General features: G+C 67.9%; 14 protein-coding genes. 8 read left to right on the forward strand and 6 right to left on the reverse strand.

Translation table 11 applies throughout. The features are described from left to right. Nucleotides 1–15: 15 nt before the first annotated feature. Entirely contained in the window at nucleotides 16–1,218 is a 1,203-nt protein-coding gene (gene nhaA / locus ACLJRM_RS10450) for a Na+/H+ antiporter NhaA (RefSeq protein ID WP_101611135.1), read from the reverse strand. Between the two features lie 206 nt (nucleotides 1,219–1,424). Between nhaA and ACLJRM_RS10455 the strand changes: the two genes are divergently transcribed. Continuing rightward, nucleotides 1,425–2,885, forward strand: coding sequence for a peptide MFS transporter (locus ACLJRM_RS10455; RefSeq protein WP_168214429.1), 1,461 nt, complete (start codon nucleotides 1,425–1,427; stop codon nucleotides 2,883–2,885). A gap of 124 nt (nucleotides 2,886–3,009) precedes the next feature. On the opposite strand, the gene ACLJRM_RS10460 is transcribed toward ACLJRM_RS10455, so the two are convergent. Then, complete coding sequence (locus ACLJRM_RS10460; RefSeq protein ID WP_101611134.1) at nucleotides 3,010–3,729, reverse strand: VIT family protein; 720 nt, start codon at nucleotides 3,727–3,729, stop codon at nucleotides 3,010–3,012. 278 nt (nucleotides 3,730–4,007) lie between these two features. Between ACLJRM_RS10460 and ACLJRM_RS10465 the strand changes: the two genes are divergently transcribed. Together ACLJRM_RS10465 and ACLJRM_RS10470 are read left to right on the forward strand one after the other, a co-directional pair. Then, entirely contained in the window at nucleotides 4,008–4,460 is a 453-nt protein-coding gene (locus ACLJRM_RS10465; protein ID WP_101611133.1) for an ATP-binding protein, read from the forward strand. Further along, nucleotides 4,457–5,239, forward strand: a complete 783-nt coding sequence (locus ACLJRM_RS10470; RefSeq protein ID WP_410662896.1) for a tRNA(His) guanylyltransferase Thg1 family protein — start codon at nucleotides 4,457–4,459, stop codon at nucleotides 5,237–5,239. The genes ACLJRM_RS10465 and ACLJRM_RS10470 overlap by 4 nt, the downstream gene beginning before the upstream one ends. On the opposite strand, the gene ACLJRM_RS10475 is transcribed toward ACLJRM_RS10470, so the two are convergent. Next, nucleotides 5,203–5,883, reverse strand: a complete 681-nt coding sequence (locus tag ACLJRM_RS10475; protein ID WP_101611132.1) for a DUF2848 domain-containing protein — start codon at nucleotides 5,881–5,883, stop codon at nucleotides 5,203–5,205. The two genes, ACLJRM_RS10470 and ACLJRM_RS10475, sit on opposite strands and share 37 nt — an antisense overlap. 109 nt (nucleotides 5,884–5,992) lie before the next feature. Here ACLJRM_RS10475 and ACLJRM_RS10480 point away from each other — a divergent pair, with 109 nt between their 5' ends. Together ACLJRM_RS10480 and ACLJRM_RS10485 are read left to right on the forward strand one after the other, a co-directional pair. Beyond that, a complete protein-coding gene (locus ACLJRM_RS10480; protein ID WP_410604961.1) occupies nucleotides 5,993–7,300 on the forward strand; it encodes an MFS transporter in 1,308 nt (435 codons plus the stop codon). Then, the gene (locus ACLJRM_RS10485; RefSeq protein ID WP_410662897.1) at nucleotides 7,297–7,632 is read left to right on the forward strand and encodes a cupin domain-containing protein; all 336 of its coding nucleotides are present in this window, start codon (nucleotides 7,297–7,299) and stop codon (nucleotides 7,630–7,632) included. Before ACLJRM_RS10480 ends, ACLJRM_RS10485 begins: the two co-directional genes overlap by 4 nt. A 57-nt stretch (nucleotides 7,633–7,689) precedes the next feature. On the opposite strand, the gene ACLJRM_RS10490 is transcribed toward ACLJRM_RS10485, so the two are convergent. Further along, a complete protein-coding gene (locus ACLJRM_RS10490; RefSeq protein WP_410604963.1) occupies nucleotides 7,690–8,193 on the reverse strand; it encodes a DUF6319 family protein in 504 nt (167 codons plus the stop codon). A 173-nt stretch (nucleotides 8,194–8,366) separates the two neighbouring features. Between ACLJRM_RS10490 and ACLJRM_RS10495 the strand changes: the two genes are divergently transcribed. Next, nucleotides 8,367–9,221, forward strand: coding sequence for a GyrI-like domain-containing protein (locus tag ACLJRM_RS10495; protein ID WP_410662898.1), 855 nt, complete (start codon nucleotides 8,367–8,369; stop codon nucleotides 9,219–9,221). Nucleotides 9,222–9,290: 69 nt separating this feature from the next. On the opposite strand, the gene acs is transcribed toward ACLJRM_RS10495, so the two are convergent. Both acs and ACLJRM_RS10505 read right to left on the reverse strand, forming a co-directional pair. Then, nucleotides 9,291–11,261, reverse strand: coding sequence for an acetate--CoA ligase (gene acs / locus ACLJRM_RS10500; protein ID WP_410604965.1), 1,971 nt, complete (start codon nucleotides 11,259–11,261; stop codon nucleotides 9,291–9,293). Between the two features lie 100 nt (nucleotides 11,262–11,361). Further along, a complete protein-coding gene (locus ACLJRM_RS10505) occupies nucleotides 11,362–11,940 on the reverse strand; it encodes a GNAT family N-acetyltransferase (protein WP_101611128.1) in 579 nt (192 codons plus the stop codon). Nucleotides 11,941–12,055: 115 nt separating this feature from the next. Between ACLJRM_RS10505 and ACLJRM_RS10510 the strand changes: the two genes are divergently transcribed. After that, nucleotides 12,056–12,553, forward strand: coding sequence for a phosphoribosyltransferase (locus tag ACLJRM_RS10510; RefSeq protein WP_410662899.1), 498 nt, complete (start codon nucleotides 12,056–12,058; stop codon nucleotides 12,551–12,553). Then, nucleotides 12,550–13,281 (forward strand): oxidoreductase, encoded by a 732-nt coding sequence (locus tag ACLJRM_RS10515; protein ID WP_410662900.1) that lies wholly within the window; start codon nucleotides 12,550–12,552, stop codon nucleotides 13,279–13,281. Before ACLJRM_RS10510 ends, ACLJRM_RS10515 begins: the two co-directional genes overlap by 4 nt. Nucleotides 13,282–13,440 lie beyond the last annotated feature (159 nt).

Here is a 13,440-nt window from a genome sequence, read left to right on the forward strand (position 1 = left end):
CCGGCGAGTGTCGCGCTAGAGATCCTCGCGCGCGTGCACGCGGCTGCGGTGCACGAGCATCGCGGCGGCCGAAAGCGAGGCGATGGCCGAAGCGATCAAGACCGCCGTCTTCGCCAGTTCGACGGACTCGCCGTCGAGCGCGAGGTCGGCGATCAGCAGGCTCACGGTGAACCCGACGCCGCCGAGCATCGACAGCGCGCCGATGTCCCGCCAGCCCATGCCCCTGGGTTTCTCCGCGAGCTTGAACTTCACCGCGAGCAGGCTGGCGCCGAAGATCCCGACGAGCTTCCCGCCGACCAGCCCGACCAGGACGGCCAGCGGCAACGCCGTGGTGAAGACGGCGCCGAGCGACTCGGCGTTCACGGTGATCCCCGCGGCGAACAGCGCGAACAACGGCACGGCGACCGCTGCCGACCACGGCTGCAGCCGGTGTTCGAGCCGGATCGCGGGCGCGTGCTCCTCGCCGGAGTCAGAGCGGACGCGGGTGAGCAGGCCGAGCGCGACGCCGGCGATGGTGGCGTGGATGCCCGCCGAGTGCACCGCGACCCAGGTGATCAGTGCGAGCGGCACGTAGATCCAGGCGCTGCGGACGCGGCGGTGCTGCAGATAGGCGTACAGCGCGAGAGCGGCGACGGCGACACCCGCGGCGACGAGGTCGAACTTCGCGGTGAACAGGATCGCGATGACGAGGATCGCGCCGAGGTCGTCGACCACCGCCAGCGAGAGCAGGAAGACCCGCGCGCTGCTCGGCAGGTTGGACGCCGTGATGGCGAGCACGCCCAGCGCGAAGGCGATGTCCGTGGCGACCGGGATGGCCCACGCGCGATCGATGCCCGGCGCCCCCCAGCCGACGGCGAGGGCGACCAGCGCCGGGACGATCATGCCGCCGATCGCGGCCACCACCGGCAGGATCGCCTGCTTGAACCGGGAGAGTTCGCCGACCACGAGTTCGCGTTTGAGTTCGAGTCCCGCGACGAAGAAGAACAGCGCGAGCAGGCCGTCCTTGGCCCAATCGCCGATCGTCAGATTCAGGTGCAGGAATTCGGGGCCGAGCCGGAAATCGCGGATCGCGCGGTAAACGTCGTCGATGGGCGAATTCGCCCAGAGCAGGGCGATGGCGGTGGCACCGAGCAGGATCAGCCCGCCGGTGGTCTCGGTGCGGAGATAGCGGGCGAAGTCGGCGACGACGGCTTTCGCGGGACGGTTGGGGCCGGACAAGGCATCCTCCGGTTTTCGGCGACACGAATACTGTTGCCGACCAGACTTCCCGGCGCACCTTGACTCGATTTTAACGCTTTGAGCTGCGAATTTCATCTCTTCATGACGGGTGCCACAAGATCATCCGGACGTCGGTGTCCCGTCCACATGCTGGGCTTCTAGCATGTCAAGTGAAAACCGACAACGATGTCTTCGATAAGGACGGCATGGTGAGTACCTCTACCGAGGTCCAGCACGACACGAGGTTCTTCGGGCACCCACGAGGGCTGGCGAACCTCTTCGGCGTCGAGATGTGGGAGCGGTTCTCCTATTACGGGATGCTCGGCATCCTCCCCATCTACCTCTACTACGAAGTCAGTCAGGGCGGCCTCGCGCTGCCGAAGGCCTCCGCGCTCGGCATCGTCGGCGCGTACGGCGGCATGGTCTACCTGTCGGCGGTGATCGGCGCCTGGGTCGCGGACCGCGTGCTCGGCTCCGAACGGACGCTGTTCTACAGCGCGATCCTGATCATGATCGGCCACATCAGCCTGGCGATCCTGCCCGGGCTGGCCGGTATCGCCGTGGGTCTCTTCTGCGTCGCCGTCGGCAGTGGCGGGCTGAAGTCCAACGCCACGGCCATCGTCGGGACGCTGTACGCGAAGGACGACGAGCGCCGCGACGGTGGTTTCACGATCTTCTACATGGGCGTGAACATCGGTGGTTTCGTCGGACCGCTGCTGACCGGCCTCGCGCAGAGCGAACTCGGCTTCCACATCGGCTTCGGGCTCGCCGCGGTCGGGATGGCGCTCGGCCTGATCCAGTACACGATCGGCCGCAAGAACCTCGGCGAGAAGGCGAGCGAGATCCCCAACCCGCTGCCCGCGTCGCAGCGTCCGCTGGTCTTCATCGGTACCGCGGCCGGTGTCGCGGCGATCGTGCTCCTGATCGTCTTCGGGGTGATCAACCCGGCGAACCTGGTCGACATCGTCGTCTGGACCGTCGCGGTCATCTCGGTGATCTACTTCGTGGTGATCATCAGCAGCAAGAAGATCACCTCCGAGGAACGCAGCCGGGTGTACTCGTTCATCCCGATGTTCATCGCGAGCGCGGCGTTCTTCTCGCTGTACCAGCAACAGTTCACCGTCGTCGCGGCCTACACCGACGAACGGCTGAACCGCACCATCTTCGGCTGGGAGATGCCGGTGGCGTGGGTCAACTCGATCAACCCGGTGTTCATCATCCTGTTCGCGCCGGTGATCGCGGCGATCTGGACGAAACTCGGCTCGCGGCAGCCGTCCTCGCCGGTCAAGTTCGTGCTCGGCACGGTGACCATGGGCCTGGCGTTCCTGCTGTTCCTCCCGATGGTCGGCAGCGGCAAGAACGCCAGCCCGCTGCTCGCGCTGGTGGGCATCCTGTTCGTGTTCACCATGGCGGAACTGATGCTTTCGCCGGTCGGTCTTTCGCTTTCGACCAAACTCGCGCCGGAGGCCTTCCGGACGCAGATGGTGGCGCTGAACTTCCTGTCCATCTCACTCGGTACGGCGATGTCCGGAAAGCTCGCCGAGTACTACTCGGTGGACGACGAAGCGCCGTACTTCAGCATCGTCGGCGGGGTCGCCATCGTGGTCGGTGTGGCCCTTCTGGTGGCGACGCCGATGATCCGCAAGCTGATGAAGGGCGTCCACTAGACGCTCTTTTGCCCGCGCTGACGAGTGACCCTCGGAGGTGCTGAAGGGGCCCTTCACCGCATAGGACGCGGTGAAGGGCCCTTTCGCTGCGTCAGATGCGGGGAAGGGCCCCTTCAGCCCTGCCCTACGCGACGCTCGTCCCGAACAGCACGCCGACGTAGTAGGTCACCACCATCGTCAGCGCGCCGACACCGACGTTCCTCGCGATCGCGCGGCCGACGTGCGCGTCGCCGAGTTTCGCGCTGAGGAAACCGGTCAGGACCAGCCCGACCACGACCGCCGACGCGCACGCCCAGACCCGCGCCGAGGTCGACGTCCACAAGATCGACAGCAGAGGCAGCAGCGCGCCGACGGTGAACGCCACCAGCGACGCCCACGCCGCCTGCCACGGGCTGGTCAGATTGTCCGGATCGATGCCGAGTTCGGCTTCGGCGTGCGCTTGCAGCGCGTCCTTTTCGGTCAGTTCGCGGGCGACTTCGGCGGCGAGTTCCGGGGAAAGGCCCTTCGCCTCGTAGATTCCCGCGAGTTCCCGTTCTTCGGCTTCGGGCATCTCTTTCAGTTCGCGTTTTTCCAGCCGCAACTGCGCGCGTTCGGTGTCGCGCTGGGTGCTCACCGAGACGTATTCGCCGCCCGCCATGGAAAGCGCGCCGGCGACCAGTCCCGCGATTCCCGCGGTCGCGATCGCGGTGGAGTCGGTGGTCGCGCCCGCGACGCCGACCACGATGCCCGCCACCGACACGATCCCGTCGTTCGCGCCGAGTACCCCGGCACGCAGCCAGTTCAGCTTGCCGCCGAGGTCCTCATGAGGTTCGTGAGGATGGGCTGTCGACACGGTATCGGTCACCGTTTCAGTGAAACACGAAGAACGGGAATCGGCGAGAGGAAACCTTTTCGGTCAATGCAGCCAAACCTTATTGACTATTGCCTTACCTAACCCGTCGGCTAGGACCTCGCGTGACAGTGGCTTCGCCACGGGTCTGCGGTCCCCGTGGGCGGCGGAGGTTCGGAAGCGTCGCGAAAGCCAGCGTGCGGGCGAGCGACAGAAACGCCACATTCGCCTTACCCCTCAATGGAACCCGAAACGTCACTCACGACCCACCTGTACCGGGCTAGGTTGTGCCTGTGGCCGAAGTGGTGATCCTGATCGGGCTCCAGGCGTCCGGGAAGACGACGTTCTTCCGGCGGGAGTTCGCGGGCACGCACGTCCACGTCAGCAAGGACACGTTCCCCAACGCCCGCCGTCCGCAGGTCCGCCAGCTGCGGATGCTCACCGAGGCGCTCGAAGGCGGTCGTTCGGTGGTCGTGGACAACACCAATCCGTCGGCCGAAGAGTGGGTGCCGCTGATCGAGGTCGCCAAAAAGTACGGCGCGAAGGTCGCCGGGTACTGGTTCCCGCCGGACTTCGTCGGTTCGCAGGAGCGCAACGCGCGCCGGCAAGGCAAAACCCGGGTGCCGGACGTCGGTCTGTATGCGACGCTCAAACGCCTCAGGCGACCTGGCGCCGAGGACGGTTTCGACGAGCTGTACACCGTCGGTTTCGACGGCGAGGGCGGTTTCGTCGTGGAACGGGGGTGACCGTGGAGTCCGGCGGTTTCGAAGCGCGGCAACGGGAACGTGAGTGGTTCCACGGTCTGACGGTGCCGCCCGGTTCCTGGACGGTGCTCCGCGTCGACGGCAGGGGATTCTCCAAGTTCACCGAAGCGCGGTTCGAGAAGCCGTTCGATCCGCGGTTCGGCGAGTGCATGGTCGAGACCGCGAACGCCTTGATGGCGGAGTTCGCCTCGCCTTACGTCTACACGGAAAGCGACGAGATCTCGATCCTGCTCGACCCCGCCACGGACCTCTTCGGCCGGGGTGTCGAGAAGCTCGTGTCGATCTCCGCGGGGGTCGCGTCGGCCGCGTTCACCCACGCGGCGGGGACGCCCGCGCACTTCGACGGCCGGGTCTGGCTCGGCACGACGGCGGACGACGTCGTCGACTACTTCTCGTGGCGTCAGGCGGACGCGACCCGCTGCGCGCTCAACGGCTGGTGCTACTGGATCCTGCGCAAGGCGGGGAAGTCGGCGAGTGAGGCCGGAGCCGCCATCGAAGGCGCGGGTACCGCCGAGAAGAACGAACTGCTCTTCGCGCACGGCGTCAACTTCGCCGAAGTGCCCACCTGGCAGCGACGCGGCGTCGGGCTGTACTGGGAGACCTATGAACGCACGGGTTTCGACCCGGTGCGCGAGATCGAGGTCTCCGCGACCCGCCGCCGCGTCCGCGTCGAGCGCGAGTTGCCGATGAAGGCCGAATACCGCGCCTTCCTCGGCGAGCTGCTTCAGCCGATCGGTTCGGGCAGCCGCCGCACGGTGTAGGCGAGGTCGATCGTCTCGCCGGTCGCCGGGTCGCCCAGTTCCACGCGCCAGGAGTCGGCGAACTGGTCGACGCCGTGCACCATCGGGATCGTGCCCGAGATCAACACCGTGCCCGGCGCGTGCAGACCGCGTTCGCGCAGCACGTCCAGCCAGTACGACGGCGGCAGCAGTTCCGCGAGTTTTCCTTGCTGGATCAGGGTTTCCCCGGCCCAGGCGGACAGTGTGAGCTCGTCGAGCCGGTCTTGGACGTCGACGAGCCGCCACGCCTTGGCGGCGAGGACGTCGGGGCCGGCGTTCTTGCTCCACGCGACGCCATGGGCTTCGAGCGCGCGGTCGGTGTGGTCGCAGGCGGCGGTCAGGAGGACGTCCTCGGGGGCCGGACCGGTGATGACGAGGGCCCATTCCGCCTCGCCGGAGGTCCGTTCGTGCTGCACGGGGACCTCTTCGGTCTGGCTCGCCAGGTACGGCGCGACCGGGTAGAGCGCCGGGATCACCGAGGGGGCCGGGACACCGAGTTCGGCCAGTTCGGCCACGTGGGCGGCGACGTCTTCCTGGCTGCGACCGGCGTATCCGGCGTTCAGCAGCGTGTGGACCTCGGTCCGCCGCTCCTGGCCGTCGGGAAGGGTGAAACGCAGCTCAGGCATCTGTCCTCCGAAATTGGGGGTTGCGCATACAGCTTGTATACAAGGAGTATATCCGCAATTCAACCCCTCCCGGCGGGGTTGAGGGACCTCGAACGGACGGGAAGTGGACATGACCGCACCAGCCGGTGACCGGCGCTCGCTGCACAAGGCCTTCGCGGCCAGCCTCTCGGGAACAGCGCTCGAGTGGTACGACTTCGCGGCCTACTCGGTGGCGGCCGCGACGATCTTCGGGCATCTCTTCTTCCCCTCGGAAGACCAGCTCGCGAGCACGATGGCGGCGTTCTCCACCTACGCCGTCGGCTACCTCGCCCGGCCGCTCGGCGGGTTCATCTTCGGCCGCCTCGGCGACGTGCTCGGCCGCAAGCGCATCCTGGTCATGACCCTCGTGCTCACCGGTGTCGCGACGTTCCTCATCGGCGTCCTGCCCACGTACGAGAGCATCGGCGGCTTCGCGGCGATCCTGCTCGTGGCGCTGCGCTTCGCACAGGGTGTCGGCATCGGCGGCGAGTGGGGTGGCGCCGTCCTGCTGTCGAGTGAGTTCGGGGATCCGGGCAAACGCGGGTTCTGGGCGTCGGCCGCGCAGATCGGCCCGCCCGCGGGCAACCTGCTCGCGAACGGCGTCCTCGCCGTACTGGCCGCGCTGCTGACCGAGGACCAGTTCAACAGCTGGGGCTGGCGGATCGCGTTCCTGTTGTCGGGAGTGCTGGTCGTGTTCGGCCTGTGGATCCGCCTCAAGCTGGAGGAAACGCCGGTCTTCAAGCAGCTCCAGGAGCGTGGCGAACGTTCGTCGGCGCCGATCTCCGAGGTCTTCCGCACCGAACGCCGCGCGCTGATCGCGGCCGTGCTGATCCGCGTCTGCCCGGACGTCCTCTACGCGCTGTTCACCGTTTTCGTGCTGACGTACGTCACCACGCACACCGGCCTCTCTCGCGGCGCCGGGCTGGCCGCGGTGATGATCGGTTCGGCGTTCCAGCTGGTGCTGATGCCCCTGTTCGGCGCGCTGTCGGACCGGGTCTCGCGCCGCAAGATGTACCTGTTCGCGACCATCGCCGCCGGGATCTGGCCGTTCGTGTTCTTCCCGATGGTCAGCGGCGGTTCGTTCGCGATGCTGGCGATCGGCATCGTGCTCGCGCTCGTCATCCACGCGGCGCTCTACGGGCCGCAGGCCGCGCTCGTCACCGAGCAGTTCTCGCCGCGCCTGCGCTACACCGGCAGTTCGCTGGCGTACACCCTCGCCGGGGTCATCGGCGGGGCGCCCGCGCCGTTGCTGTTCACGGCGCTGCTCGCCGGCTTCGACAGCTGGCTCGCGATCGGCGTCTACCTGCTGGCGACCGCGGTGGTGACCGTCATCGGGGTCCTGCTCGCCCGTGACCCGGACCGCGAGGAAGAGGCGGCAGCCCTGGAGGCCGCGCGATGACCTGGACGCCGATGTCCACAGTGGAGGGGCTGCCGCTGCTCGGCGGGCAGGGCCGGTTCCGGACGGCCGCCACGGCGGAAGGCGGTCTGGCGTACGAGATCTTCTACCCGGCGGGCGTCGCCTCTCCCGTGCACAGCCACGATCACGACAGCATCGTGTACCTGGTTTCGGGTTCGCTGCGCGGCACGCTCGACGGCCGGGAGGTGACGCTCGAGGTGGGCGAGACGATCGTCCACCCGCGCGGTGTCCCGCACAGCGTCGAGGCCATTGTGGACAGTCAGTGGATCGAGTTCAAAACGCCACTGCCGTCGCGGCCGCCGATCAGCGGATGAAAAGAAACCGGGGCGGACACTGAAGTTCCAGCGTCCGCCCCGGTCGGGAGGAAAGTCTTACGCGTCCAGCTCGGCCAGGGCCAGCTTCGCCTTCTCCAGCTCGGCTTCGAGCTGGGCGACCTTCGCGGCCTGAAGCTCGCGAGCGGCGTTGATGACCTCGTCGATCGGGCCCGACAGGTCCGCGTGCAGTTCCTTGGCGGCGCGGGACACGGCGGCGGCCGGGATCTCCAGGCCCTTCGCGACCCACTTGGCGCCGTTCTTGAGCTCGGCCTGCCATTCGCCGTCGGCGGTGCCGGTGACCGTGAGCGTCAGCTCGACGGTGCGGGTCTTCTTCGCCGTCGTGGCGACCTTGGGGCGGCCACGCTTGGGCTTGGGGGACTCCGCCGCGGCTTCTCCGGCGGGGGTCTCCGTCTTGTCTTCGGCCGGGGAGTCCCCGGTCTCGGTGGCCGTCGCGTTCTCGGCCGTCTCGGTGGACTCTGCCTGCGGCTTCGAGTCGACGGGCGCTTCAGTAGCCGCTTCTTCGGACACGGCGTCAGTGCGTGTCAAGGCATCCACGGTCATCGTCGGTGTCGTCTCCTTGCCCGGGTATGGGGTGGTACCCGGCACATCCTAGAACAGGCGTTCGACTGTCGCGCGGCAGGGTGTGCTAAGCGTGTCGCATGATCGGATCGGTCCGCGACGATCGGGCGCGGTCCGGTCGCGCTCCGTCAGAGTCGACGGCGAAGGGAGGCCTCGTGATCTCGGCACTCAACCGGCTCGTCGACCTGGTCGAAGAGCACCTCACCGACGAGCTCGACGTCATCGGGCTGGCAGGTGCGCTCGGCACGACCGAGTACCACCTGCGCCGGATGTTCTCGTCGCTGGCGGGAATGCCGCTGTCGGAGTACGTCCGCCGTCGCCGCATGACCGCCGCCGTCGCCGACGTCGTCCGTGGCGAGGACGATCTGCTGACCATCGCCGTCCGGTACGACTACGGCTCGGCAGAGGCGTTCGGCAGGGCGTTCCGGGCGGTCCACGGCGCCGGTCCCGGTGACGTCCGCCGCGACGGAGGCCCCCTTCGCACACAACCGCGGCTCAGGTTCCGCCTGAGCGTCGAAGGGAGCATCCCCATGGAAACCCGTATCGTCGACCGGCCCGCTTTCCGGCTCGTCGGGCACGCGACCCGCGTCCCGCTGGTCCACGAGGGCGTCAATCCGCACATTCAACGGCACATCACCGCGCTGCCGCCGGAAGCGCACGCCCGGCTGAAAGCGCTCAGCGACACCGAGCCGCCGGGGCTGCTGCAGGTCAGCGACGCTCTCGACCCGGACGGCGCCGAGCTGACCTACCTGCACGGGGTCGCCGTCACCGGGGACGCACCCGGCGATCTCGACGTCATCGAGGTGCCGTCCGGGCGGTGGGCGGTCTTCCGTACCGACGGCCCGCATCCGGAGGCGCTGCAGAAGGTGTGGGCGGCGACGGCGACCGAGTGGTTCCCGTCCAACCCGTGGCGGCTGCGGCCGGGGCCGTCGATCGTCACGATCCTGGAGCACTCGGACGACTTCGGGACCGCCACTTGTGAGCTTTGGCTGGCTGTCGAGCCCGCCTGACCGATGCCAGGAAAGGCCCGTTACTTGCAAAATTTGCAAGTAACGGGCCTTTCCTGGCGCTCTCGGGAGCTACTCCTCGGACTTGCCCGACTTCAGGCCCGAAGAGATCAGGTCCATCACGGACGAGTCGGCCAGCGTGGTGACGTCGCCGACCTGGCGGTTCTCGGCGACGTCGCGCAGCAGGCGGCGCATGATCTTGCCGGACCGCGTCTTCGGCAGTTCCTGCACGACCAGGATCTGCCGCGGCTTCGCGATCGGGCCGATCTCCTTGGCGACGTGGTTGCGCAGTTCCTGCACGGCCTTGTCGCCACCGTCGACGGCGTTGCCGCGCAGGATGACGAACGCGACGATGCCCTGCCCGGTGGTCGGGTCGGAAGCGCCGACGACGGCGGCCTCGGCGACCGTCGGGTGCGAGACCAGCGCGGACTCGACCTCGGTGGTCGAGATGCGGTGCCCGGACACGTTCATCACGTCGTCGACCCGGCCCAGCAGCCAGATGTCGCCGTCGGCGTCGTACTTCGCACCGTCACCGGCGAAGTAGTAGCCCTGGTCGCGGAAGCGCGACCAGTAGGTGTCGCGGAACCGTTCCTCGTCGCCCCAGATGCCGCGCAGCATGCCCGGCCACGGCTTGTCGAGCACCAGGTAGCCGCCGCCACCCTTGCCGACCTCGACGCCCTGGTCGTCGACGACCTTCGCCGAGATGCCCGGCAGCGCCTTCTGCGCGGAGCCCGGCTTCGTGGAGGTGACGCCCGGAAGCGGCGAGATCATGATCCCGCCGGTCTCGGTCTGCCACCAGGTGTCGACGATCGGCGCCGAGTTCGCGCCGACGTTCTCGCGGTACCAGATCCACGCTTCGGGGTTGATCGGCTCGCCGACACTGCCCAGCACGCGCAGCGAGGAGAGGTCGTACTTCTCCGGGATCTCGTTGCCCCACTTCATGAACGTGCGGATCAACGTGGGCGCGGTGTAGTAGATGGAGACCTTGTGCTGCTGGACGATCTCCCAGTGGCGGCCCTCGTGCGGGGTGTTCGGCGTGCCTTCGTAGACGACCTGCGTCGTCCGGTTCGCCAGCGGCCCGTACACGATGTAGGTGTGCCCGGTGATCCAGCCGATGTCGGCGGTGCACCAGTAGACGTCTTCGCCGGCCTTGTGGTCGAAGACGTTGTGGTGCGTGTACGCCGCTTGGGTCAGGTAACCGCCGGAGGTGTGCAGGATGCCCTTCGGCTTCCCGGTGGTGCCGGAGGTGTAGAGGATGAAGAGCGGGTGCTCCGAGTCGAACGCCTGCGGCGCGTGCTCCGCGGACTGGCCGTCGACCAGTTCGTGCCACCAGAGGTCGCGGCCTTCGGTGATGGGCACCTCGTCGCCGGTGCGGCGGACGACGATGACCTTCTCGACCGATTCGGCGCCTTCGAGCGCTTCGTCAACATTGACCTTCATCGGCGCGGCCTTGCCGCGGCGGTACTGGCCGTCGGTGGTGATGACGATCCTCGCCGCCTGGTCGTCCACCCGGGATCGCAGCGCTGTCGGGGAAAAACCACCGAAGACGACACTGTGCAGAACACCGATGCGGGCGCACGCGAGCATCGCGAAGATCGCTTCGGGCACCATCGGCATCTGGATGGCGACGCGGTCGCCCGCGGTGAGGCCGAGGGACTCGAAGGCGTTCGCCGCCCGGGAGACCTCGTCCTTCAGCTGCGCGTAAGTGATGTCACGGCTGTCGCCGGGCTCGCCGACCCAGTGGATGGCGACCTGGTCTCCGTGTCCGCCGTCGACGTGGCGGTCGACACAGTTGTAGGCGACGTTCAGCTTCCCGCCCACGAACCACTTCGCGACCGGCGCATTGGTCCAGTCCAATACCTGCGACCACTTCGTGTCCCAGTGGAGGCGCTCGGCCTGCTTGGCCCAGAAAGCTTCCCGGTCCGCGTCGGCTTCGGCGTAGAAGTCGGCGGTGGCATTCGCTTGCGCGCTGAAAGCCTCACTCGGGGGGAAGGTCCTGCTCTCCGTGAGCAAATTGTCCAGCGCCGGCGACTGCTCGGTCATGGTGCGATGCCTCCTGTGATTCGCGTGTCTTCACGCCCGTTGGCACGCTATCGACGTTACGACGCGAAGTAAAAGGTTGCATCGTGGTTGCGCGCGGCATTCATCCGCTTGAGGACAAAGCGGTACGGACCGCGGGCCATTCTGGTCCGGTGAGGGAGTAGACAACGGTGTCACGGACGGTTCCGTCGGGCCGGACGCGATGCGCGCGCAGCACCCCTTCCCGCTGTGCGCCGAGGCGTTCGATCGCCTTCTGCGACTTCAGGTTGTTGATGTCGGTCTCCCACGAGACACGGTTCGCGCCGAGGTCGTCGAAAGCGTGGCGCAGCAACAGGAGTTTCGACTCGCGGTTGAGACCGGTCCGCTGCCACGCGGAGCCGATCCAGGTGTAGCCGAGGGAAATGATCTTGTGGCGCGCGTTCATCGCGTAGAACGACGTCGTGCCCGCGACCTCGCCGGTGTGCGCGTCGAGCTGTGCCCAGGCGCGGCGGTCGGTGTCGGCGAGGATGCCGTCGACCATCGCCTCGGCCTCGGCGAGGTCCCGAGGCTGCCGGAGGCTGAGCCAGGTCCAGATCGCGGGGTCGGATCCGGCTTCGAACAGGCCCTTCGCGTGGTCGCGGGTGAGCGGTTCGAGGCGGACGCGTTCGCCGTCCAGGGTCGCGTGGTCGTTCCAGTCGTTCACGATCTTGACGCTACGTCCGGCATTGGCCCTGCTGGATAGCCAGTTTCGAAGCATTCGAGAAGGCCACTGAGGCGTTGCCTATGCTCGCGGGAACGATCGAGAAGGCGAGGCGCGCATGGCCGAGGAGCGGGAAGAGCTCACCTGGGAGTTGTTCGGAACGGCCGGCAGGGAGCTGGCGCAGGCCGTCGCCGACGACGGGTTCGAGCCGGACCTGATCCTGTCGATCGCGCGCGGCGGCCTGTTCGTCGCCGGCGCGCTCGGCTACGCGCTGGACGTGAAGAACCTGCACGTGATGAACGTCGAGTTCTACACCGGCGTCGATCAGCGTCTCGACCTGCCGGTGATGCTGCCGCCGGTGCCGAACGTCGTCGACCTGACGAAGAAGAAGGTGCTCGTCGCCGACGACGTGGCGGACACCGGCGCGACGTTGAAGCTGGTCCGCGACTTCTGCGCCGACCATGTCGCCGAGGTGCGCTGCGCGGTCGTCTACGAGAAGCCGCGCTCCGACGTGAAATGCGAGTACGTCTGGAAGCACACGGACCGGTGGATCAACTTCCCGTGGTCGGTGCAGGCACCGGTCGTGCGCCGCGAGGGTCAGGTGCTGGACGCGTGACGGATCCGCTGAAGCCGCTGCTGGATCTCGAAGGTGTCGCGGCGGCCGCGAAATCGGCACAGGACGCGGTGTTCGCCGTCCACCGGCTGCCCGCCAACCTGCGTGGCGGCGCGGCGACGGCCGCCGAAGCGTCCGTGCGGTCGGCGCGCGCGTCGGCCGGGATCGAGGGCGCGGCGCCCGAACTGCCGGAATCCGGCGAAGTGACCGATCCGGTACTGGCGGGCGCGTTGCGCGTCGCGGAAGCGCTGGAGGGGCTGCTCCCGGCGTGGCGGCGTGCGCCGCTGCAGGCGTTGGCGCGCTTGCACGTCCTCGCCGCGTCGGATCTGGTGACGGACCTCGACGCGCTGGGACGACCGCGGTCGTCCGGTGACGTCGGGCCGCGGCTGGAGATGCTGGCGCAACTCGTCACCGGCGCGACGTCGGTCCCCGGACCGGTGCTCACCGCCGTCGTGCACGGGGAACTGTTGGCGCTGAAGCCTTTCGGTTCGGCGGACGGGATCGTCGCGCGGGCTGCGGCGCGGCTCTCGGCGGTGGCGACGGGGCTGGACCCCAAGGCGCTGACGGTGCCTGAGGTCGCGTACTTCCGGCGCGTGCCGAAGTACCTCGAGGCCGCTTCGGCCTTTACGGACGGGACTCCCGAGGGTGTCCGGTCCTGGCTGCTCTTCTCCTGCGAAGCCTTCGAGGCGGGCGCCCGCGAGGCGAAGTCCATCTCGGACGCCGCCGGCTGACCTCCTCCTCGCGTTTCGTCCTCCAGTTGCGGTACTTGCACGCAACTACCGCAACTAGAGGACGAAACGCGGGGGTGTGGTGTGCCGACAGGGGATCTTGAGTAGGTGTAGCTAGTAGCCACATGGTTTAAGTGCCTGGAGCGACCTAACGTCGTCGGG

This window comes from Amycolatopsis sp. lyj-84 (assembly GCF_046549075.1).
Taxonomy (GTDB): domain Bacteria; phylum Actinomycetota; class Actinomycetes; order Mycobacteriales; family Pseudonocardiaceae; genus Amycolatopsis.

What these genes read in the sequence shown, in the direction of transcription:
- ACLJRM_RS10455 (WP_168214429.1), top strand. Translation starts at nt 1,425, where the DNA reads ATGGTGAGTACCTCTACCGAGGTCCAGCACGACACGAGGTTCTTCGGG.
- ACLJRM_RS10475 (WP_101611132.1), bottom strand. Translation starts at nt 5,883, where the DNA reads ATGCCTGAGCTGCGTTTCACCCTTCCCGACGGCCAGGAGCGGCGGACC.
- ACLJRM_RS10480 (WP_410604961.1), top strand. Translation starts at nt 5,993, where the DNA reads ATGACCGCACCAGCCGGTGACCGGCGCTCGCTGCACAAGGCCTTCGCG.
- ACLJRM_RS10485 (WP_410662897.1), top strand. Translation starts at nt 7,297, where the DNA reads ATGACCTGGACGCCGATGTCCACAGTGGAGGGGCTGCCGCTGCTCGGC.
- ACLJRM_RS10490 (WP_410604963.1), bottom strand. Translation starts at nt 8,193, where the DNA reads ATGACCGTGGATGCCTTGACACGCACTGACGCCGTGTCCGAAGAAGCG.
- acs (WP_410604965.1), bottom strand. Translation starts at nt 11,261, where the DNA reads ATGACCGAGCAGTCGCCGGCGCTGGACAATTTGCTCACGGAGAGCAGG.
- ACLJRM_RS10510 (WP_410662899.1), top strand. Translation starts at nt 12,056, where the DNA reads ATGGCCGAGGAGCGGGAAGAGCTCACCTGGGAGTTGTTCGGAACGGCC.